The following is a 21,168-nucleotide window of genomic DNA, read 5'->3' on the forward strand; positions in this document are numbered from 1 at the left end:
ATCAGTCGGTGCATTACAAATGCACTGTTCTAATATCTATAGTCATGAAAAAATTCTTGAAAAATGTAAATACAGTTGGATTAATTGCCATATTACTGGCAGGAGGATTGATTTTCACTCAAAGTGCTTTTAAAAATGTCCATCCTGATCGCTTTGCTACTTCCTATTTCTTCAATGGGGATGATAACAGTATGATCAAAACGCCAGGAGCCTGGGATACGCAATTAGATCTGGATAGATTTAGGTGCGAGCTCGTAACAAACACCCCTTGTGAGCTCGTAATCCCTGCAGGTGAAACTCTTGAAGACTATCTGGATCATCATACTCCACAGCAGATCATTAAGGATTCTAAATCAAGGAGAGTCTTTGCTCCTTAAATATAATTTCATGGATAGCTTTTGGGCTATCCATGAAATTATCAGACCTATCTTCTATTCTGTATCATTCCTGATAAAGCAATGACATCTTCTGGAATGGGTAATGCAAATCTCAGATCATTGGCCGCAAGCTCATACACTTTACCATTCAGATTTCTGGTTAGTTTAATACTTGCTCCTTCTTTATTCAGCCGCTTGATATCCATCCACCGAAGGCTATTCATCACTAATTCCTTTCTGCGTTCTGCAAGTACAACTTTCAGTGCATCATCAGTACCTGAAGCCGTATAGGGCATATAAGTTGCCTTATTACTCCAGCGTTTGACCAATAGTTTGTTGAGTATATTCATACTTTCAGTTACCTTGCCCATCCTAGCCAGACACTCCGATTTGATTAAAAAAATCTCATTGGTCGCTATTCCACAAAACAGGCCATAATTACCACCATAACTCCCCCTGAACCAAAAAGTATTATCCGTGTTCTTTTTAAAAAAAGCCTGTTTTCTTAAATCATCCGGAGCATAAGAATTGTAAATTTCAGGAGTTACAATTGGCAGATTATTATAAATAATATTCGAGAAACTCATAAATCTGAAATATAAGGCCTCTGTATTATTTGCAGCTACAATCGGATAATTCCCTGTAAACTTTAAAGTGTTATAATCGAGTAAATTTTCATTTAAAGCCAAACAGGAATCTGCATACTGACCCGCATTTTCATAATCCCGCATGGACAGATAGGTTCTGGCTAATAATCCATAAGCAGCGGCTCTTGAAGGCCTGAATTTAGACAAAGGAACCAGGGGCAGTAAATGAATGGAACCTTTGATATCCTGAATAATCTGTTCGTAAGTCTGCCGGACACTTGACCTGACCGAAACTTCATTGAAATCTGTGTTCAGGCGTAAGGGTAAACCTAAATCAATGGACGCCGTTGTCTGATCATAAGCCAAGCTCCAGACAATTACAGCATCCAGATAGTTATTTCCCCTGCAGTAAAGTGCCTGCCCTTTTACATTGTCCCATTCTGCAGCATTTACCGCTGTCCTTTTAACCTGTGGTATTCCGGACAAAACCGTATTACAGGTATAAATTGCTTTATAGGTATCATTCCAGTCATTATAACCGGTATTAAACAGATTTTCCTTTTCCCAGATATACATTCTGCGCTGATTTTCACTTTCCAGTCCTGCCCATTTTTTATCGGTCAGATAATAAGCATCCGAACTGATTTCACCAGCACTGGGAGCACTGACATTCATATCAGTATGATCAAGCAGAGCCTGAAAATCCTGTAGAGTTGCCGGTACTGCCAGTTTCCGGTTTGTCTTTTCATCAAGAAATTTTTCACAACCCAGGAATCCTGCGCAGCAGCCAACCATCAGTATGACTGCTACATTTTTATATAATCTCATCATTTTCAGTTAATTTAAATTGGCCCGTATACCAAGAGAAAAAGTTTTTGAAGGCTTTAACAGATTTGGCCATTGATAATCAGGATCAAGACCATCTTTATTAGCTGCCCAGATCAACCCCAGGTTAGCTGCATTGACATAAACAGACATATTTTTAAAAGGCAGAAATCTCATCTTCTCCCGGTTCAGGTCGTAAGAGAGGTTAATGTACTGTAAACGAATATGATCTGCCTTCTCCACCAGCACTTCAGAACCCGCATAGAAATTATCTCTGAGGCTATTATTCGGATAAACCAGAGAAGGCACATGAGTACGCAGCTCATCCCCTGGATGCTGCCATCTCAGGCCATAATCGCTATGTCCGCTCCGTCCATTAATCAAGTCTCCGTAACTAACCGAGGATTTCCTGAAATAATGCCCCAGTTTATAGGTAAAATTCACCTCCAGACTAATTCCCTTATAAGAGAAAGTATTACCTAATGAACCATAAAAAACGGGGATTGCAGAACCATGATAATTCAGCTCCTCAATTTTAGTATTCGCTCCGGTCAATTCGTTGTAATCACTACTGACAACACCTTTCACATAACCTCTCGGGTTTCCATTGGCCGGATCAAGACCAGCCCACCGGTAAGAAAATATGGAATTGACCGGTTTGCCTGCCACACCTGATATCGCAGGAATCTGATTGACATATTCACGGGCCTGCTGATCTGGTAAATAATAATTAATGACCTGATCCCTGTAAAAACTTGCATTTAGTCTGCTGTTCCAGCTAAAACCACCGGTCATTATATTTAAACTGTTCAATTCCATATCCATACCATACCCTTTAGTATCTGCTGCATTTTTCAAAATCACAGACCCTACGCCACCGGTATAATCAATCAGCTTATTACCAAAAAGATTGGTCCCCCGTTTACTGAAGTATTCGATACTACCAAAGACTCTGTTTCCCTTAAACCTGAAATCAAGCCCCAGGTTAAACATCGCAGAACGTTCCCAGGTCAGTTCAGGATTATAATAATTACGAAACTGTGCCATTGGCGATGGCGTATAGGCCGAATTTCCCAGGTAAGCCATAGTGGTTACAGCTGTCATTGACGGGTCTACATTTCCACTGGTCCCATAAGTTGTCCTCAGCCTTAAATAAGGCAACGCGGTTAGCGGATAAAATCCCTCCTTACTTAACAGCCAGGATAATCCGGCAGACCATAATGGATTCCATTTATCATTTGTTTTCAGCCCAAAAAGATTGGAAGCGTCACTTCTGGCACTTGCTGATAAGGTATATTTCCCATTATAAGTATAAGAACCATTTGCATAGGCCGAAACAAACCGGTTTACATTTTCATCCAGACTTCCGATATCCTGGATATAATTTAATTCACCTGTTGTGAAATCAGGAAAAGCTGTCAGGTAATCTACATTTCCATAATTCATTAACTGATCATCATAACCGTAAAACCGGCTTTGATTGGCGCGTGTTCTTGAATCCCTGCGTTCACCACCCAGTATCATAGTCAATTCATGTTTACCCCAGTCCCTGCTGTAATTCAGTTGTCCTCTCAGGTTATGCGATTCCAGGATAGCGCCGGATAAATCCAGTACCCCTCCTTTGGGAACCTTATAAATTATTTCTTTACCGGCAGGCAGCTGTGTAAAGGAATTGATGAGATTTCTTGCAAAGTAACTATCCTTATCACTTAGATTTCTGGTTCCCGTCTGCTGTCTTTCAAACTGATACCTGATCTCAGCAGATAGTCCTTTCATCAACCTGTAACTAGCCCCTGTACTGATCAGCAGATCACTTACAGATAACTCGTCGGTTACATGCTTATAATCCTCCAGCGGATAATATTTCCAGTCCAGTAATCTCCCCCTGCCGGCAGTATCCAGATATCCAAAACGACGATCCTTCACGATAGCTACCGGATTACCCTGCTCATCAGCAAAACGCGCATAAGGGTACAGGCCCGCACCAGACCTGATCCCCCCATACACCGGTCTACCAGAACTGTTTTTACTCTGCGTATATAATACTGCAGCTGTTAATTCTAAATTCTTAACAGGACGAAGCGTTTGCTGCAGCCGCATATTAAACCTGTTATATTTTTCATCCCTGGTGGATGAATTACGATCATAAGCAGCTGATAAAATCCAGGCATGATCAGCTGACCCACCTTTTAAACTCAGCGCATATTGCTGATTCAAGCCCTGCTGATAAATATATTTACTATACTGATCCCGGATATCAATTTTGCTCAACTCAGCTTTTGCGAGATTATAGGCCTCTGCAGACAGTTCTCCTTTGTCTTTACTGATCAGCATTTCGACAATTGGCGTAAGCCCTCTTTTAGTTACAGAATTGATATCAGCCGTATATTTTCCTTTGGCGTACAGGAACTCTTCCAGTTCTATAAAATCAGCAGAAGAGGTTTGTCTGAGATAATTCAGATCAGGTTTGGTTATTATTGTAGTATTGACATTAAAGTCCATAGTAACGGGCTGCTGAAACTTACCTTTTTTTGTCGTGATTACAATTACTCCATTCCCCGCTCTGGCCCCCCAGATAGAAGTAGCCGCCGCATCCTTTAATACCGTAATATTTTCTACATCATTGGGATTAAGATTGTCCAGACTTCCTTCATATGGAAAATTATCCAGGATAATCAGGGCTCCTCCCGGTCCTCTGATCGTACCCGGACCCCGCACTACCAATTTGCCCTGGCCTGTCATTGTACCTCGGTTTGCAAACACCCCACCTGCCACAGCCTCCAACCGGCTTAACACAGTTGTACCTACCTGCTTATCCAGGGTTTTCTGACCGATGAAACTAAAAGAACCTGTGGCTCTTTCTTTTGACAGTTTCTGATAGCCGGAAGAAACGATACTGACTTCATCCAGAACCTGTTCCTCCGGTTTCAGTTCTATCAGCATAGACAACCCTGGCTGTATCCTTACTTTTTTCTTTTGATAACCTACAGATGAACATTCAATTGTATCCACACCAGGATTTAACCGGAGTACAAACAAACCATGATCATTGGTATGATCCACGATTTTTGTCCCTGTTACCCGGATGGTTGCTCCTTTTATGGGTTTTGAACTCAATACAGAGACAACCCTGCCTGTTATTTTTTGCTGTCCTTTAGCTTTAAGCGTATAAACCAGCAGCAATAATATGATGATCAGATTCCTCATAAACGCTTTAATTTTTATCCCTTAAAATGAACATGTCCAGTTCTCTTTCCTTTTCCTGCAACTCCAGACCATAAGCCTTAAGCTCTTTCTGCAAAACCGGCAGATCGGTCCAGGCTTTCAATGAAATATCTATCTTCGAAGTATAACCTGTCTCATCTACCAAAGGCATTTTGATGAAAGGCAGTTCCATCATACTAACCATCATAACTTTAACAGAAGCATTAATCAATTTTGAATCCGTTCCCCGAAAAAGTGTACGCTGAGTAGGTCCACCTTTGGTTTTTATCAGATCTGCCACACCATTACGTTTCAGCACCAAACACTTAACTTTTGTTTTCTCTATACTCCCGATATAATCTGTGTAGCGGTTTAAATCTTCAAGGACATATTCATACAGAGAGGTATTTTTAAGCTCAGGAGAATTACAGGCATAAGTGTAAAGATTTCTGTTTTCCAATCGCAATCCAATAATCCTGGAAGGATCTTTTAACCGGATAATCCTTCTGCTATCGGCGTTAATGATTCCTCTTTGAGCGAACAACCTACTAACGACAATACCATATAAATCTTCCAGTGTCAGATTCGTCATCGACAAACCTGTTTTTATCCCTGCATCATTCATTATTTCCTCAATACCACAACCCAATCCGTAATATCTATACTTAAAAAATACTGAATAATGCTGCAGCGGGTTATTTTTTAACAGCTCATTGGTCACAAATAAAGGTTTCGACGTATCCATATCAAATTTTACGGGCATGTTCCCAATATTGGCCGTACTTAAAAACCGGTCTATATTTTCTGCAGTGAGCTGCTCACCGGAAGTAACTGCAACCACTTTACCGCTTTGATCCAGCCATACATAATGAGGAATATAGATATGCGGAAATAAATCATTAAACACCTTGTCATCGGTAATTACCGGAATAACAGAAGATTTGCCTTTGTTGAATTTCTCAAGAAAAGGAAGGACGAGAGTTTTTGGCTGATGGGTAATTTTAAGCAGCTGTATTTTTTTTCCATACTGTTTTTGCAATGCTTCTGCTTTTGGAAAATCAGCAAGACAGGATGTACACCAGGTAGTCCAGAAATCAAGAATAATCAGCGGGGCTTTGAAATCTGAAAAACTGGCTTTAGTGGTTTTATAGTTATAAATATTGGTTACCGCGACATCAGGAATGGTTTCCCCGATGCTGACCGGTTTAACCGGGTTACCTGGTGGTTGAGACTGAGCAATCGCATTAAAAAAAAGGCAAAGCGAAGCCATAGCGATTATTGAGATCGTTTTTTTCATGTTTATCGGTTAGTTATTATTAAAAATTTAGTCAATGCAGATGCTTACAAAATGATTGACCCTTACTCCAAAAATGTGTCAGGTAAACGGATTTAGGATTTTTGTATTGAGCAATACATGACGGCTACAGCCGTCCGGGAAGAATAAGAAAATAAGCCTGATGTCTTCTGTTCAAAATTCAACATTATAGGAAACATGCTCGTTTCCACATACATAGAATAAAGAAAACAACGTATGAGATAAATAAAGTATAAAGATACTAATCTGAATTCAAAATAACAACTATTTCATTAATCATGAGGACAGATTTATCTCTCTTTTTGAATTATGATGGAAGAGAATGAACAACTCAGAGCAGAACTGGTTGGCAGACAGATTACATCACTGCTTAGCCAGACAGGCATCAGTATTGCCGGATTAGCCAGTGCAACAGATCTTTCTGTAAATCACCTCCGCACAATTAAAAACGGCAAAGCCTCTATTTCCAGTAAAACTGCCGGTAAAATTGCCGATTTCTTTGAACTGGAACTCAGTGTGATTTTTTCACCCAAACTCATTAAACTAAAAAAATGGGAGCATATAGAAACGATCAGAAAGTTTTACAGTGATAATGTCAACAACACCCAGTTTTTCATTGCCCGTCAGGCAGAAAAAAGTGTAGCGTATTTCCTGAAAACCGAACTGATCCCATCCTCCTTTTTTGAAGAGAAAAGAGAAGTCAATGATGTTCAGGATTATATCAAAAAAGAATATAAACGGGGTTTTACCAGTAAAGAGCTTTCCAGACAACTCAACCGTCTGGCAGACTCCGGTGTACTGTCCAAAGAGGACAAGACTGGAAACAAAAGCATCTATCTGTACCACCGCAAGTCCAAAAAAGACCAACTCCAATCTGATTGCTAAGCAGTTATCTTTTTTAAAACCGCTACAGCAAATTCAATATCTGTTTCACTGAGAGAAGCAAACCCAAATCTCAGCCCGTTATGTTTTAAACTATTCCCCTTATGCCAGGCGCTGCCTGTAAGCCTTAACCCCATCTCAGAAGCCTTACTGATTATTTTAGCCACAGGAAAATCTTCTTTAAATCTCAGCCAGAGTGCCATTCCTCCCTGCGGTTTAGTTAAATCAATACAGTTACTTAACTCACTGCTGATTAAACCGACACCGTAATCACAACGGGCTCCATATAACTTATTCGCTTTTTTGATATGTCTGGAAAATTCGCCGCTGCTGATCATCGCACCTATTGCTCCTTCCATTAACACATCAGTTCTTAAATCAATCAATGATTTCAATTTGACGGCACTGTATAAAAAATCAGCAGTTGAAATCATATACCCCAGTCTGAAAGGAGCGCCAAGAACTTTAGTTAATGAACCTATGTAAATTACATTTCCATCATGTTCACCACTTGCCAGAGGCAAATATGGGCTATACTGGTATTGAAAGTCATAATCATAGTCATCTTCTATTACTGCCAGCTGATAAGTTCTGATCAGTTCCAGTAATTTTGTCCTTCTTGCTGAACTTAAAGTCACTGTAGTCGGGTGATGATGATGAGGAATAATATATAAAAGTTTTATCTTTTTAGTCTTCAGTACAGTTTCTACTGCAGCTATATCCATACCATCATTATCTACCGGAACACGAATCAATTCTGCACCCAGCTGCCTGAAAGCAGCATCAGCTATCGCATAACCCGGATCACTGACCAACACCTGATCACCAGGTTTAAGGATCAGTGCGGCAGCAATATAAATAGCCATCTGTGCCCCCCTGGTGATCATTAAATTCTCCGGTCTGATATTCAGTCCCCTGGTTTCGTTCAGAAAAGAATGCAGGGCTTCTTTAAAAGAAGCACTCCCTCCTACATCCCAGCTCGCTGCAGATTTTTTAAGCACATTGTGCCCAAGTAATTTTCGGTATTCCTTTAAAACTTTTTCAATCGGAAAGATAGCTGTTTCCGGAAAACCATCATTCACGATCAGTTTAAAACCAGGAGAAATCACAGGCAATGACGGGATGTGATCAAGCCTGTCAAATAAAAAATCAGCACTGCCCTGATAACCTGTCAGAGAATTATTATTCGTGTAAGATCTTGGTTTAATAATCGGCAGAAGTGCAGAAATCCGGTACCCCTTTCTTTGCTCACTTTCTACCCAGTCTTCTGCAATCAGATCATTATAAGCTGCCATTACCGTTTTGCGGTGAAGCCCCAGATCAGCTGCAAGAGAACGGGTACTGGGCAACTCCATTTCGGGTAGTAAAATTCCCTTTTGTATCAATAATACTAATTGTGAGGCGATCTGTCTGAATACTGCAGTTGAACTGTTCTTATCAATCAGTAATAAATTTTTGAATGGAAGCATAGGTCGCTAAATTAAGATTTTATCATCTAAACATCACATTTATCTGGTCCATTCAATTAGACAAAACTGGCCCCCCTGAGAATAACCACCCTGCAGTAATTTTGCACTCAATAAAGACAAAAACAGCAAACAAACAATTGAATATCAGCAAAATATAACCATGGATGATCAAAAAACAACAGGTATACGACTTATTAATGAGCATGGAGACAAAAGATTACACTGCCTTAAATGTGATTCATCCCACGCGTTTCATACAACACAATCTGCAGATAGAAGATGGACTGGAAGGAATGACCAGGCAATTACAGAATTCACCGGATGGAATAAAGGTCTGTGTTCAACGGATTTTCAGAGATGGGGATTATGTATTTGCCCATGTGGAAACCATACTGGAAAAGGCTCAGATAAGTTTTAACGTTTTCAGATTTGATCAGGATAAAATTGTAGAGCACTGGGATAATATTCAGGAAAAACAACCGCTCAATCTGGCCGGACGTTCTATGATTGACGGAGAAACAGTGAGCAGAGACCTGCATAAAACTGAACAAAATAAAGCTCTGGCCAGTCAGCTGCAGACCGATATTTTTTTACATGGCCGGGCAGATCAATTGGCCTCCTATTTTGATGGAGATGCTTATATCCAGCATAACCCCTGGTTATCAGATGAAATAGGTTCCATAAAAAAAGTGATCAGTGAATGGGTCAGTGCAGAAAAAATTATGGAGTATCAAACTGTACATCAGGTATTAGGCGAAGGAAACTTTGTCTTACTCATGAGTGAAGGATATTTCCACGGAGCACATACCTCCTTTTATGATGTTCAGAATTGAGCGGGACAAGATTGCTGAGCATTGGGATAATTTCGAAACTATCATTCCAAAAGCGGCAAGAAAAAACAACCACAACAAATTTTAACACACCATTATAAAATGAAGAAATTATTAATTATCAATGCGAGTCCCAGAGGCAGCAGATCAAATAGCAGAAGCCTGACAGAGCTGTTTTTGAAACAGTGGAAACAAAACAGACCATTTGCCGGGGTTCAATATCGTGAAGTTGGTCAGCAGGCGATTCCTCATGTATCTGAATTATGGATAGCCGGAGCGTTTAAACCTGCTGATTTACGCACCAGCGAAGAAATTGATGCACTTAAACTCAGTGATCAGCTGATTGCAGAACTAAAAAATGCAGATGTGATAGTTTTAGGAACTCCAATGTACAACTGGTCTATCCCAAGTGCGCTTAAAGCTTATCTCGATCAGGTGATCCGCGTTAACGAAACGATTACGATCAATGGTAAAAATCCTGAAAATCCTTATACCGGGTTATTAAAGAATAAATCGCTGTACCTGTTACTGAGCAGAGGTAACGGAGGTTATGGCAAAGGAGAATATTATGAACATATGAATTTTCAGAGCGGCTATCTTAAAACAGTATTTAATATTATGGGGATCAGTGATATTCATGAAATAGCTTTAAACGGAGAAGCTTTTGGCGGATTGCAGTTTGAACAATCAATCAGAGAAGTACATGCAGCAATTGATCAGGTAACCAGCAATCCATAGCATCATGAAAAAGAAATTAGTAATCATAGGCGGAGGCTTTGCCGGATTCTGGAGTGCCATGAGCGCAGTTCGCCAGAGTCGTGAAATCAATAGGGAAAATGAGCTCGAAATCATATTAATCAATCCGGATAACTATATGACCATACGTCCGAGGTTATATGAGGTTTCGTTAGAAGGTTTAAGGGTTCCCTTAGACAAATATTTTATCCCTCTGGGAATCAAACAGGTATCAGGCAAAGCCGAAATCATAGATCCTGAAGTCAGAATAGTTACGGTCTCTACAGATCAGGGCGTGCACAGGTATGGTTATGATTATTTAATTCTCGCCTCGGGCAGTCAGCTCAAAGGAATGAATATTCCTGGTTTTCAATACACCTTTAATCTGGATACTTACCAGAATGCCCAAAGACTGGAAGACCATCTCATCCGTCTGGCAAAAGCCGATTTTTCAGGCGATGGTGCCAGAACTTTTGTGATCGCGGGCGCCGGTTTAACCGGACTTGAAGCAGCAACATCCATTGAAGAAAAAGCAAATCTGCTCCGGAAAAAATATGCCGGCTCTGGTGCGGATTTCAAAGTGATACTCCTGGAGAAGGAAAAAGAAATTGCCGGGATGTATGCTAAAGATGCACAGACTTATATCGTCAGCACGCTGCAGCATAAAAACATAACCACCATGACGGGAACTTACGTCAAAGAAATAAACCAGGATCAGATTATTTTGAAAGATGGTACTGCAATCCAGACACAAACCGTAATCTGGTGCGCAGGTATGGTAGCCAGTTCACTAACCAGTTTTCTCAATGGAAAAAGAGATGCCTCGGGCAGATTAATGGTTGATCAGTTTTTAAAATTAGCCGGACATCCTGAAGTCATTGTTGCCGGAGATGTCGCCAGTGTTCCTGTAGATACAGACGGTCATATTTCTTTAATGGCCTGTCAGTTCTCTATAGATTTAGGAAAATGGGCCGGCCATAACGCCGTTAATGATTTGTTTTCGCTACCGCTTAAAGCTTATATGAATGAAAGTTATGTGACCTGTCTTGATCTTGGACAAAACGACGGCCTGTTTACCACAGGCTGGGAACGGAAGCTGTTATATCAGGGAGCAGAAGGCAAAAGTATCAAAACCAGAATCACCCGGGAACTTATCTATCCGGGCGAAGTAGAAGAAACCGTTAAGGCATCTTCGCCAGAAAGACCAGTAAAAGTTTAAGGAGTGTAAGTGGTCGGTGTTGGTATAGGGTTGGTATACCCCTGGGGTATACCAACCCTATACCAACACCGACCACAATACATCCCGTCACAGCGCTCCGTCGCATCTCCATATAATTTGTTCTACTCCTGAAATTTATTTACAATTTTCTCCATTCTGCTTTTGCAGCACCCAGTATTTCACCCTTATTTTTATCCTGGAGCAGCCCCAGTATTTCAAAATCAGCCGTGTGCAGATCTTTTGGTACTGCAACAGTGACAACCCCATCCCCTTTTTCGCTTAGCGGATAAGTTTGCAGTTTACGCACAATCTGTACATGCGAGAGGGTATGCCCTGCATTTTCACCACCTTCTACTTTACTTACCGCACTTTTCTGTACAACTGCAACAGCTAAAACACTTCCTTTTAATCTCCCCGTTGCCTGATAATGTACATTAAGCCCGTCTTTGCCCTGATATGCCTCCAGTTTCAATGCCGAAGCCGGGCCTTCGGCCAGTCCGGCCGATATGGCATTGCGGATCGCAAATTCTTCAGATCCCACAAATTCAGCTTTACCGTTTATAACAACCTGCGGCGTATAAATCTGTGGTTTATCAAGCCAGTGACCATATTGCACCTGTCTTTTGGAATAATCCGCCTGACTAAAAACATCTTTCCAGCCCTGTCTGTCCCAGTAATCAACATGGTAAGCCAGTAAATAGACTTCTTTACCCTGCTGGTCTTTTTGTAACTCAGCCAATAATTCATCTGCAGGCGGACAGCTTGAACAACCTTCTGAAGTGAACAACTCCAATACGGCAAACCCTTTTCCTTCATTTTTTTGAATTGCATTATCACGCTGTCCGCATGCAGTGAGAGATAGTATACTAAGCATAAGACAGATGGTAAATCCTGAAATTTTGATCGTTTTCATATTTTTTTTATTTGTTTCCCAAAACTATTTCAAAAAAGCCCCTTCAGACAGATCAAACCAGTTCTAATGGGCATAATTGATCTCGAATCAGGCTTTTCCTGAGTTAAAGATCCCCCTATATAAAAGCAATTTAACTGAAAAATATTTCAAGACTGAAAATGCCTGATTCAGCTACAATCCAGCCTGTTTAACCCGTTTATTAATTGAGCAGCGCCCGGTACACACTTATTTTTGATTAAAAAACACAATATGTCAGAACAACTAAAATATGACCGCCGCCGGTTCCTGAGTACTGCGGCCATCACGCTTGCCGCAGGCCCGCTCATTATGATCAGCAGTCCGGCCGAGGCGCAATCAGCAACCGAAAATGTAACTGCCCATAAGATCAGTGATTCATTTGATGATTTAAAACAAATTGATGCCGGCGTGCTGAATGTCAGCTACGCTGAAGCTGGTTCGGCCAACAGCACTGTCGTGATTCTTCTGCATGGCTGGCCCTATGATATTCATAGCTTTGCAGAGGTCACTCCTCTGCTCGTTGCCCAGGGTTACAGAGTAATTGTTCCTTATCTGCGGGGTCACGGCACAACCCGTTTTCTTGAAGCCGGGACATTTAGAAACGGCCAGCAGGCAGCAGTTGCCCGCGATATCATAGATTTTATGGATGCACTTCAGATTGACAAAGCTATTCTTGGCGGTTTTGACTGGGGAGCCCGAACCGCCTGTATTATTGCAGCACTCTGGCCTGAACGCTGCAAAGCAATGGTTGCTGTAAATGGGTATCTGATTAATAATCTTGAGCGTAACAAACTACCTTTATCTCCAAAAGCAGAATGGGGCTGGTGGTACCAGTACTACTTTGCTACCGAGCGCGGCCGCACTGGTTATGAGGCTAACCGAAATGATTTTGCAAAGCTGATCTGGAAAAATGTTTCTCCAAAATGGGATTTCAGTGATGCCGTTTTCCTTCGTACTGCCGCTGCATTCAATAATCCGGATTATATCAGTATTGTGATCCATAATTACCGCTGGCGACTGAGCCTGGCCGAAGGTGATCCGCAATACGACAATATAGAAAAACTCCTGGCTCAGGGACCGGTAATTTCCGTACCCATAGTCACTCTTGATGGTGACGCTGATGGCGTTGCGCCTGCAACAGATGGCACAGCATATGCCAGCAAATTTTCAGGTAAACGTATACACCGGATTATCAGAGGTGCCGGACATAATTTACCACAGGAAGCTCCTCAGGCATTTGCTGAGGCTATTATCGAAGCCGATAAGCTTAGCAGATAAATTTGCTGTGCAATTTTTTCCTTAGCGCATCCGGTGATCAAAACAACCGGATGCTAAAGATGGATTAATTTACGCTTAAGTATTTTTGAGGCCTGTGTATAACCACCTTCCGCACCATCTACAAAATGTATATGGCCATCATCCATATTTCTTACATAACAGGACATGACAGAAGCATTACTACTATGCAATCCAAAAAATATTTCACCGGAGGATTCCATTTGTGACAGGAGATTTTCCAGTTTCTGCCTTTGTAAAACCGTACCCGAAATTACTGTATTAATCTTTCCGTCCAATACAAGCGTATCTGACATTTCAATCAGTTTTTCCAGATAACGTTTTCCTTTCAGAGTACGGAAATAAATGAAACCATAAATGCTTACCAATTGGGCTTTTATAATTTCAAGCCAGTCAAATTTCCCGAGTTTAGCCAGCAATTCTGTCTTTAGACTATTGAAGGTCGTTTGCAAACGTAGCTTTGGGATCGATATAGGTTGTCTTTGTAGGGGATCACCATAAATCTCTTCTATTTTAAGCATCACTTTCCGCAGCACTGCAGACTGACTTACTCCTTTGGCTGCAACAACAAGTAAGGACACGACTTCCTGTTGATTTTCCGGTGGGGCAATCCTATCCCACCGGCATTGCATACCGGAAAGATCCAGTTCATTTTCTTCCGAAAGAAACTCACCAGATTCGTAATCTTCTGCTTTAATCAGTTTTTCAGCATAATCCAGCCCGGTTCCAAGCACCACAGGAATTGAGAAAAAAGATGACCGGTTATATTTAGAAATCCGTAGCTCATAACCCTCCTGATAAACCCTGCTCACGGTTATGGTTCCGGTACGGATTTCCAGATCAAAATTAGTCAGTGAATTTACCCGGTATAAAGACAAAGCTCCCATAACGGGAGCAAAGATCAATGGAGGAACAATAAACGTTGCACCATCGCCTCCAAAAAAGAATGGTACATCTACCTTCATTTTTTCAGCAATATTCAGTACGGCAACGATACTGCCTGTAGCAAGAAAATTCACCTCTTTATGTTGTCCGTTCTGCACAGCCCGGGTAGAATTCTTAATATCTGTGATCACGATATGCCAGTCGGGCGGAACTTTAAAAAAGAGATCTTCCTGAGCTAAAAGATCATTTATACCTACACCAACAGATGGCATTTCAGTGTAAAACAAGTCGGTTTTTACATTTCCCATTTTGTTCTGTTAAAAAAAACCTTTGATTCGGGGACCGGTTTTCCGGAACATAATATAAGCAATAATCAGCGCGATTAATCTTAACTGTTAAAATCCGGCCGCAGTCTTAAAGACGATAACCTTATTCTACGGGATATCCCTTATCAACCCAGTCAATTTTGATATTATCCGGAAGATCCAGCAGACGGACATTAGTAAATTTCTGCTCCAAAAACAATTTAAATGCTGGTCTTATATTAGGGCATTTACCCATCGGACAACAACCGCAGTAAATCACGATGGATTTATTTTTAGGCACCGTTTTCAGGAGCTGTTTTAGTTTTTCCAGATTCACAGCATCACTTGCAGCACCAACATTGATTGCTCCCCTGATGTTCTGAACCACTCCAATATTATAGATTTTAACCTCTTCCTTTTTACTGATCATAGCAGCCAGTGCAGCCGGTTCAATTAACTGATCCTCTTTCCAGGGATTACTTTGTAAAAAAGGTTTTGAAGTCTGTGCATATGCAGCAGTTACTCCGGCTGTAAATAACAACAGCATAATAGCTGTCCTGAATAAAATGTTTTTAAGCATAAGCTGTAATTTATTGTTTTTTCTATTTACTGAGATTTTAGACTACCTGAATCAGCTGCGCTGTGTCTCTGTCTTTCAGCCAGCCAAAAGATACCAGATGTTCTTCAGTCAGGCCTTGTGCTTTCAGCAAAGCTTCAAATGTTTCCACACCATCTGCTTCAACTGCAACCAGCAAACCTCCGCTGGTCTGAGGATCAGCAAGGATGAATTTCTGATTTGCCGTCAGTTCACTTACTTTATGGCCATAACTATTCCAGTTTCTTTGTGTACCACCCGGATAACAATTGAGCTCCAGATAATAGGGCAATGAAGAAATTACCGGCACCTTGTCAAATTCAATAACTGCTGATAAATCACTTCCCTCACACATTTCTGCTAAATGACCAAGCAATCCAAAACCAGTAACATCAGTCATAGCCTTTACACTTTCCAGCTGACCGAACAACTCACCCGGCTTATTCAGGGTAACCATACTTTTCAGCGCAATTGCCGCATCTTCGGCAAGCAATACACCTTTTTTCTGAGCAGTAGATAAAATACCTACACCCAGGGATTTGGTTAAATACAAACGGCAGCCAGCTGTTGCTGTAGAGTTTTGTTTAAGCTGTGAAGTGTTGACCAGTCCATTAACTGATAATCCGAAAACCGGCTCCGGACAATCTATACTATGCCCGCCGGCAAGTGTAATACCCGCTTCAGCACAAATAGCTCTTGCACCTTCCAGCACTTTCTGTGCAATTTCGGGTGCAAGCTTTTCAATCGGCCAGCCTAAAATTGCGATCGCCATAACTGGCTTTCCTCCCATTGCATAGACATCACTGATTGCATTGGCAGAAGCAATTCTGCCAAAATCGTAAGGATCATCCACTATAGGCATAAAAAAGTCTGTAGTAGAAATCAGCGCTGATCCGTTCCCCAGATCAAATACTGCTGCATCATCTCTTTTGTCATTCCCTACTAAAAGCCGGGGATCAGTAATTGCAGGAACTGCACTGTGCAGGATTTTATCAAGTATGGCAGGGCTGATTTTACAACCGCATCCTGCACCATGTGAATATTGAGTAAGTTTTATATTATTCGCGTCCATTTCTCTGATTTATAATTATTTTCTGGTAGCTGCTTCTTTTAAGGAATTCAAAATCCGGGCGGCATTGGCCATGATATCTTTACTTTCCAGCTCAACTGTAATAACTTTCTCTTTATTCCGCTTGCTCAGACCTGTCCTGTAAGTTTTATCATAATAAACCAGTACGATCCGGATAAAATCCGGCATCCGGCCTTCTTCAATTGCCAGGATAGCATTTTTAGTCTGCTCCGGGCCTAATCTTTTCCAGATCCGCTCTGTACATTCAATTAAAAATGCCGCATCTAAAGCGCCATATTCTGCAGCCAGTAATTCAACACGGTATTCATGAGGAACCTGGATATTGACCAGTACAGCATCTCTCATCTGGTGCCAGAAAGGATTGGGTATACATCTTTTACCAATGGTCAGACTCTCATCCTCTACCCATACAGTACGATCCTGATCCAGCAGATTCAGCTGAAAAGCAAGATTATTTTCAAATTGTTCCTGTGTAGGCTGTACCATTTTGTTCATGGTACCATAGGATGAGCCCTGATGCTGAGCCAGGTCTTCGAGGTCTATGATCTGTTCTCCGGAAGACCGAAACTGATGTAACAGCCTGGTTTTCCCCGAACCGGTCATCCCGCCCAGAATATTCAGCTGATAGTTTTTTTCAAATTGTCCGGCAGACCATCTGCGATAGCTTTTATAACCACCCTCAATAAGGTAAACTTCAAAACCATATAGATCCAGTGCCCAGGCCATTGCGCCGCTTCGCATTCCGCCACGCCAGCAGTGTACCGCTATCTTTTTTGCAGGTGAAATCTCCAGTGCTTCTTTGATGAATGAAGACCATTTATTCCCGGTCAGATCAAAGCCCAGTAAAATAGCCTGTTCTCTTCCAACCTGCTTATAGGTGGTACCTACAAGAACACGTTCTTCGTTCGTGAAAATCGGGAGATTAAATGCGCCGGGTATTTTCCCCTGCGCAAACTCTGCAGGGGTCCGGACATCAACTAAGGGAATAACTTCAGACAGGCTGATAAAGTCACTGATAGTAATCGTTCTGATCATTTTCTGGATTTGAGCCAAAGATGCATAAATCTGGTCAGAATCCAGAGAGAACTAGTTATACTTTACAGTACTGTCATAGGTATCATCGATAACCTTATCTTTCCATTCTTCTTTTCTTTCGGCCAGTAATTTTGCAATGCTTTCTGTACTTAAACCCGCCCCTCTGTTATAAGCCGCAATATAAACTGACAACTTTTCTTCTACCGCTCTGATACTATTGGCAAAGTCTACAAAATCCTTAATCATACGTTTACGTCCGCCATGCGAAGCGAACAGCACATCGTTGAACCTGAAGTATCTGTGAGCTAAGTTATTTCTCCAGGCCAGGACTTCTCTGAGTTCTTCCATATCCACATCACTGATATGATAAGCTTCCTGCAATAAAGCAGTCATAATTCCGACCATTTTTTTACTATGATCATATTTGGCCCAGATCGCTTCGTAGGTATCCTGCGACTCAGGTTTATTTTTCACAATGTCATCTATAGCCAGCATATTGATCGTCTGCTGCTCTAAAGCCTGCCCCATATAAATTGCTCTGCCATAATGTGCATAAAGCAATAGTGACTGTTCGCTTTCTTTAAGTTCGTATTCCGCTATTGCGTCCTGGTAAGTTTGATGTTCCATTAATCTGTTTTATAGGATATTTATTCTTATAACCTGTAAAACCCGTATTATGTTCTGTATTTAATTTATATTTTACTGAATTAATTTTTCCATTGAAAAATTGACATGACAGCTGCGTGATCAGACGGAAACATCACCGGATGATAATCAATCACCCTTGATTCAATCGGATTCAGCTTATTTCCTTTAAAATAGATAAAGTCAATCCTATCTCTGACACCATATTTAGCTGTTGTTGTTGCTGCCCTTACTCCCCATGTTAATCCGGGATCTGATAAAGGATTGACATGGAGCGCACGATAACTATCTGTAAACCCTGCATTGAGCATTTCTTTACTTTCCGGCCATTCTACGATACGGTTAAAATGAATAGCCTTTGTTTCTTCCGTCCAATCCAGATGCGACCCCATATTGAAATCGCCCCCCATAATTACAGGTATATGAGCTGCATTTTTAAGATAAGGATCTATCCTTCTCAGTATTTCTTTGATTTCCATGTGTCGGGTATCAGCCTCATCCTTGATTAATTCCTGAGCATTTTTTTGCTGCTGTCTGATACTGGCATCTACATCAGGCAGATAATTCAGCCAGGTATTCAGATAAACCAGGTTTTTACCGGAACCCAGATTTAATTTCACCCCTCCAAAATTGGAAGGATGAAATTCTTTAATCGTCTCTGTGACAGGGTAACGGCTCATGATGGATAAATTGGCACTGATCAGATAGAAATAATATCCCAGAGAATCAGCAATGATTTCACCGGATCCGTAAGTTTCAACCAGACCTATAATATCTGCATGTGTCGGTTTCATGGTTTCTATTAACCTTTGTAAACCTACAGCCTGTCCGTAACGATGTCCGCCATGCCAGACATTCCATGTCAGGACTTTGAGATCTGAAGGAACACAGGTTGCTTCATTTATATTTACCCCTGTGTTGAATTGTGCGAATAATTGCTGTACTTCTGTATCTTTTACGATCGTATTCCAAATCTTTATCTCATCGAGAAATCCATTAAATGCATTCCACTGTCCATTTGATCCATACTCCCACTTTTCATCTGTCCCTCCCACAACTGTTGCCAGCTCTGTATTAAATCCGCCGAGTTCTGGTGTATTGTATATCGCTACGTTCTTTCCATCCAGATAAATCCACACTTCCTGCTTTTTTCTGTCAACAGTAAAAACAATCTGGTGCCATTTTCCATCATTTATTTTTTGTCTTTCTGCTGTAGGTTTATAATCATATCGTCTTTTGCCATCATTTAAAATCAGCGCCCACGCACCATTCTCCCGGGTATAAATCTGCCAGCCTGCAGTCGATAAATCATCTGCTTTTTTATTCCCCATTACGGGAGTACCCATCTTTGCACCCGGCAAAGTTTTAACCCATACCTGGATTGAAAAAGAGCTCTTTTCGTTAAACTCAGGTAATGTACCCTTACCGAGTTTAACCGGTCTTCTTAAGATTGCATTGGCAGAAAGATCCAGTGCCCTGCCACTCAATCCTTTTACATACTGGGATTGCTGAAGATCAACAACATAATATGCGCTGTCTTTAGGTGTAATGGTCTCTTTAAAATTGAAGTTGTCAAAATTGAGATAATATACCGGTTCCTGAGCGTGAAGATCCATTGCAAAAAACAGCAGTAAAACTGCGGGAATAGTTATGCTTTTAAGTTTCATGCCCTGAAGATTATTTCAAAACGCTTTCTATGGCTTCACCAATTGGATTTGCCGAAGTAAACTCAAAACCCAGTAAGCGGACTATGGTTTGGGCATATTGATCCTGGTATAACTGCCCATTATTTTTAACCTCACCCAAAGGTTTTATCTGAGGTCCGATGGCCATCAGCCAGGTTTCATTGGAATGTGGAGTACCGGAACCATGACTGGTCCATTGTTTACCTTCGCCTCTGCCATGATCCGGCATAACTATAATAGCTGTCTTATTTTTATAAAAAGGATCATGCTGAATATTTTCCCATAGGCTGCCAAGCATCGCATCAATACTATGGGTTGCATCCAGATAAAGTTCATAATGCCCCTCATGTCCGTGTTCATCGGTATCAGCCAGGTCAAGGTAAACAATTTTTGGATGTCTGGCCATGATATAAGATTTTGCTATTGCATAGGTAGTTGCATCCATACGCTCTCCATCACCCCATATTTTAGGCTCATAATGCTGAATTTCATTAGCTAATTTTTCAGCCTCGGTAAGATTAGTATCTTTTATGTTTTCAAATGGGTTATTCACCATCAGGCCATTTCGATTCCGGTTAATTATTCTGACTACGGCATCCCAGGAGGCAAATGAGGCAACTTTACCTTTATATCCCTTTTGCTGATCGATAAATTCCAGAATATTCTTATTCGGATTATCAGGATAATCATTAGAATTCACTTTCGGATCTGCAAAACCAGTCAGATTCTCATTACGTCCGGGGTATGAAAACCAGTAAGGATTTTTAACATTCACCAGACTTCCCAAATCGCGGTTGCCATATAACTGCCCCTCTTTTGCAATTACACTCCAGACAAAAGGCATTAATTTTTTTCTACGTTCCTGCTGATCATCAGCCCAGTATTTTTTTATTCTCTGAACTGAATCCTGTGAATTATACTTTTTGTTCTTGATCAATGCTTTCTCGGCTCCCTGAAAAACTTCATGCCAGCGCAAACCATCAATAGATACAATAATCACATTTTCTACCTTATTACTTTTCTGAGCATAGGCAGCAGCCGACGTTAATAAGGCCAGCAGTACCGGAAAAATTCTTTTATTCATTTCAATTGGCTTGTATAGGTTTATAAAATTGGTATGGGAGTAAAAATAACACAATAAGTTAACAAATACTAAATAAAACAAGTAACATAAACGTCACTAAAATCAGCTGATAAAATTTTAGAACTAAGTTTAAAAGCAAATTAATAATGATTTAAGAGCAAAATACAATGATAT

General features: G+C 40.9%; 18 protein-coding genes. 6 read left to right on the forward strand and 12 right to left on the reverse strand.

Going from position 1 to position 21,168, the window contains the following annotated elements:
• Positions 1 to 44 precede the first annotated feature (44 nt).
• On the forward strand, positions 45 to 377 hold the full coding sequence (locus PL_RS05210; RefSeq protein ID WP_041880798.1) for a hypothetical protein: 333 nt from the start codon (positions 45 to 47) through the stop codon (positions 375 to 377).
• 47 nt (positions 378 to 424) lie between these two features.
• Here the strand turns inward: PL_RS05210 and PL_RS05215 are convergent, their stop codons facing one another.
• Genes PL_RS05215 through PL_RS05225 form a run of 3 tightly spaced genes read right to left on the reverse strand, consistent with a single transcriptional unit; the run spans position 425 to position 6,290 of the window.
• Positions 425 to 1,795: a RagB/SusD family nutrient uptake outer membrane protein gene (locus PL_RS05215; protein WP_041880795.1), complete on the reverse strand. Its 1,371-nt coding sequence runs from the start codon at positions 1,793 to 1,795 to the stop codon at positions 425 to 427.
• 6 nt (positions 1,796 to 1,801) lie between these two features.
• Positions 1,802 to 4,996: a SusC/RagA family TonB-linked outer membrane protein gene (locus PL_RS05220; RefSeq protein WP_041880793.1), complete on the reverse strand. Its 3,195-nt coding sequence runs from the start codon at positions 4,994 to 4,996 to the stop codon at positions 1,802 to 1,804.
• 7 nt (positions 4,997 to 5,003) lie between these two features.
• Positions 5,004 to 6,290, reverse strand: a complete 1,287-nt coding sequence (locus PL_RS05225) for a TlpA family protein disulfide reductase (RefSeq protein ID WP_041880790.1) — start codon at positions 6,288 to 6,290, stop codon at positions 5,004 to 5,006.
• A gap of 327 nt (positions 6,291 to 6,617) precedes the next feature.
• Between PL_RS05225 and PL_RS05230 the strand changes: the two genes are divergently transcribed.
• Positions 6,618 to 7,193, forward strand: a complete 576-nt coding sequence (locus PL_RS05230; protein WP_041880787.1) for a helix-turn-helix domain-containing protein — start codon at positions 6,618 to 6,620, stop codon at positions 7,191 to 7,193.
• Here the strand turns inward: PL_RS05230 and PL_RS05235 are convergent.
• A complete protein-coding gene (locus tag PL_RS05235) occupies positions 7,190 to 8,659 on the reverse strand; it encodes a PLP-dependent aminotransferase family protein (RefSeq protein WP_041880784.1) in 1,470 nt (489 codons plus the stop codon). The genes PL_RS05230 and PL_RS05235 overlap by 4 nt on opposite strands.
• Before the next feature lie 164 nt (positions 8,660 to 8,823).
• Between PL_RS05235 and PL_RS05240 the strand changes: the two genes are divergently transcribed.
• From PL_RS05240 to PL_RS05250, 3 genes are all read left to right on the forward strand, one after another.
• Complete coding sequence (locus tag PL_RS05240) at positions 8,824 to 9,492, forward strand: nuclear transport factor 2 family protein (protein ID WP_052496197.1); 669 nt, start codon at positions 8,824 to 8,826, stop codon at positions 9,490 to 9,492.
• A gap of 99 nt (positions 9,493 to 9,591) precedes the next feature.
• Positions 9,592 to 10,227, forward strand: a complete 636-nt coding sequence (locus tag PL_RS05245; RefSeq protein WP_041880782.1) for an FMN-dependent NADH-azoreductase — start codon at positions 9,592 to 9,594, stop codon at positions 10,225 to 10,227.
• A gap of 4 nt (positions 10,228 to 10,231) precedes the next feature.
• On the forward strand, positions 10,232 to 11,443 hold the full coding sequence (locus tag PL_RS05250; RefSeq protein WP_041880779.1) for an NAD(P)/FAD-dependent oxidoreductase: 1,212 nt from the start codon (positions 10,232 to 10,234) through the stop codon (positions 11,441 to 11,443).
• Between the two features lie 139 nt (positions 11,444 to 11,582).
• Here the strand turns inward: PL_RS05250 and PL_RS05255 are convergent, their stop codons facing one another.
• Positions 11,583 to 12,356 (reverse strand): DUF1223 domain-containing protein, encoded by a 774-nt coding sequence (locus PL_RS05255; RefSeq protein WP_041880137.1) that lies wholly within the window; start codon positions 12,354 to 12,356, stop codon positions 11,583 to 11,585.
• Between the two features lie 249 nt (positions 12,357 to 12,605).
• Between PL_RS05255 and PL_RS05260 the strand changes: the two genes are divergently transcribed.
• Positions 12,606 to 13,652, forward strand: coding sequence for an alpha/beta fold hydrolase (locus tag PL_RS05260; RefSeq protein WP_041880134.1), 1,047 nt, complete (start codon positions 12,606 to 12,608; stop codon positions 13,650 to 13,652).
• Between the two features lie 53 nt (positions 13,653 to 13,705).
• Here the strand turns inward: PL_RS05260 and PL_RS05265 are convergent, their stop codons facing one another.
• The 7 genes from PL_RS05265 to PL_RS05295 all read right to left on the reverse strand — a co-directional run bounded on the left by PL_RS05265 (position 13,706) and on the right by PL_RS05295 (position 20,994).
• The gene (locus PL_RS05265) at positions 13,706 to 14,863 is read right to left on the reverse strand and encodes a DUF3095 domain-containing protein (protein WP_041880131.1); all 1,158 of its coding nucleotides are present in this window, start codon (positions 14,861 to 14,863) and stop codon (positions 13,706 to 13,708) included.
• Positions 14,864 to 14,984: 121 nt separating this feature from the next.
• The gene (locus PL_RS05270) at positions 14,985 to 15,440 is read right to left on the reverse strand and encodes a rhodanese-like domain-containing protein (RefSeq protein WP_041880128.1); all 456 of its coding nucleotides are present in this window, start codon (positions 15,438 to 15,440) and stop codon (positions 14,985 to 14,987) included.
• 37 nt (positions 15,441 to 15,477) lie between these two features.
• Complete coding sequence (selD, locus tag PL_RS05275; protein WP_041880127.1) at positions 15,478 to 16,527, reverse strand: selenide, water dikinase SelD; 1,050 nt, start codon at positions 16,525 to 16,527, stop codon at positions 15,478 to 15,480.
• 15 nt (positions 16,528 to 16,542) lie between these two features.
• On the reverse strand, positions 16,543 to 17,580 hold the full coding sequence (mnmH, locus tag PL_RS05280) for a tRNA 2-selenouridine(34) synthase MnmH (RefSeq protein ID WP_041880124.1): 1,038 nt from the start codon (positions 17,578 to 17,580) through the stop codon (positions 16,543 to 16,545).
• 51 nt (positions 17,581 to 17,631) lie between these two features.
• A complete protein-coding gene (locus PL_RS05285; RefSeq protein ID WP_041880121.1) occupies positions 17,632 to 18,207 on the reverse strand; it encodes a hypothetical protein in 576 nt (191 codons plus the stop codon).
• Between the two features lie 80 nt (positions 18,208 to 18,287).
• Positions 18,288 to 19,892: an endonuclease/exonuclease/phosphatase family protein gene (locus PL_RS05290; protein WP_052496148.1), complete on the reverse strand. Its 1,605-nt coding sequence runs from the start codon at positions 19,890 to 19,892 to the stop codon at positions 18,288 to 18,290.
• Between the two features lie 10 nt (positions 19,893 to 19,902).
• Complete coding sequence (locus PL_RS05295; RefSeq protein WP_041880119.1) at positions 19,903 to 20,994, reverse strand: alkaline phosphatase family protein; 1,092 nt, start codon at positions 20,992 to 20,994, stop codon at positions 19,903 to 19,905.
• Between the last annotated feature and the right edge of the window lie 174 nt (positions 20,995 to 21,168).

The organism is Pedobacter lusitanus (assembly GCF_040026395.1).
Taxonomy (GTDB): Bacteria; Bacteroidota; Bacteroidia; order Sphingobacteriales; family Sphingobacteriaceae; genus Pedobacter; species Pedobacter lusitanus.

What these genes read in the sequence shown, in the direction of transcription:
- PL_RS05210 (WP_041880798.1), top strand. Translation starts at nt 45, where the DNA reads ATGAAAAAATTCTTGAAAAATGTAAATACAGTTGGATTAATTGCCATA.
- PL_RS05215 (WP_041880795.1), bottom strand. Translation starts at nt 1,795, where the DNA reads ATGATGAGATTATATAAAAATGTAGCAGTCATACTGATGGTTGGCTGC.
- PL_RS05220 (WP_041880793.1), bottom strand. Translation starts at nt 4,996, where the DNA reads ATGAGGAATCTGATCATCATATTATTGCTGCTGGTTTATACGCTTAAA.
- PL_RS05225 (WP_041880790.1), bottom strand. Translation starts at nt 6,290, where the DNA reads ATGAAAAAAACGATCTCAATAATCGCTATGGCTTCGCTTTGCCTTTTT.
- PL_RS05230 (WP_041880787.1), top strand. Translation starts at nt 6,618, where the DNA reads ATGATGGAAGAGAATGAACAACTCAGAGCAGAACTGGTTGGCAGACAG.
- PL_RS05235 (WP_041880784.1), bottom strand. Translation starts at nt 8,659, where the DNA reads ATGCTTCCATTCAAAAATTTATTACTGATTGATAAGAACAGTTCAACT.
- PL_RS05240 (WP_052496197.1), top strand. Translation starts at nt 8,824, where the DNA reads ATGATCAAAAAACAACAGGTATACGACTTATTAATGAGCATGGAGACA.
- PL_RS05245 (WP_041880782.1), top strand. Translation starts at nt 9,592, where the DNA reads ATGAAGAAATTATTAATTATCAATGCGAGTCCCAGAGGCAGCAGATCA.
- PL_RS05250 (WP_041880779.1), top strand. Translation starts at nt 10,232, where the DNA reads ATGAAAAAGAAATTAGTAATCATAGGCGGAGGCTTTGCCGGATTCTGG.
- PL_RS05255 (WP_041880137.1), bottom strand. Translation starts at nt 12,356, where the DNA reads ATGAAAACGATCAAAATTTCAGGATTTACCATCTGTCTTATGCTTAGT.
- PL_RS05260 (WP_041880134.1), top strand. Translation starts at nt 12,606, where the DNA reads ATGTCAGAACAACTAAAATATGACCGCCGCCGGTTCCTGAGTACTGCG.
- PL_RS05265 (WP_041880131.1), bottom strand. Translation starts at nt 14,863, where the DNA reads ATGGGAAATGTAAAAACCGACTTGTTTTACACTGAAATGCCATCTGTT.
- PL_RS05270 (WP_041880128.1), bottom strand. Translation starts at nt 15,440, where the DNA reads ATGCTTAAAAACATTTTATTCAGGACAGCTATTATGCTGTTGTTATTT.
- selD (WP_041880127.1), bottom strand. Translation starts at nt 16,527, where the DNA reads ATGGACGCGAATAATATAAAACTTACTCAATATTCACATGGTGCAGGA.
- mnmH (WP_041880124.1), bottom strand. Translation starts at nt 17,580, where the DNA reads ATGATCAGAACGATTACTATCAGTGACTTTATCAGCCTGTCTGAAGTT.
- PL_RS05285 (WP_041880121.1), bottom strand. Translation starts at nt 18,207, where the DNA reads ATGGAACATCAAACTTACCAGGACGCAATAGCGGAATACGAACTTAAA.
- PL_RS05290 (WP_052496148.1), bottom strand. Translation starts at nt 19,892, where the DNA reads ATGAAACTTAAAAGCATAACTATTCCCGCAGTTTTACTGCTGTTTTTT.
- PL_RS05295 (WP_041880119.1), bottom strand. Translation starts at nt 20,994, where the DNA reads ATGAATAAAAGAATTTTTCCGGTACTGCTGGCCTTATTAACGTCGGCT.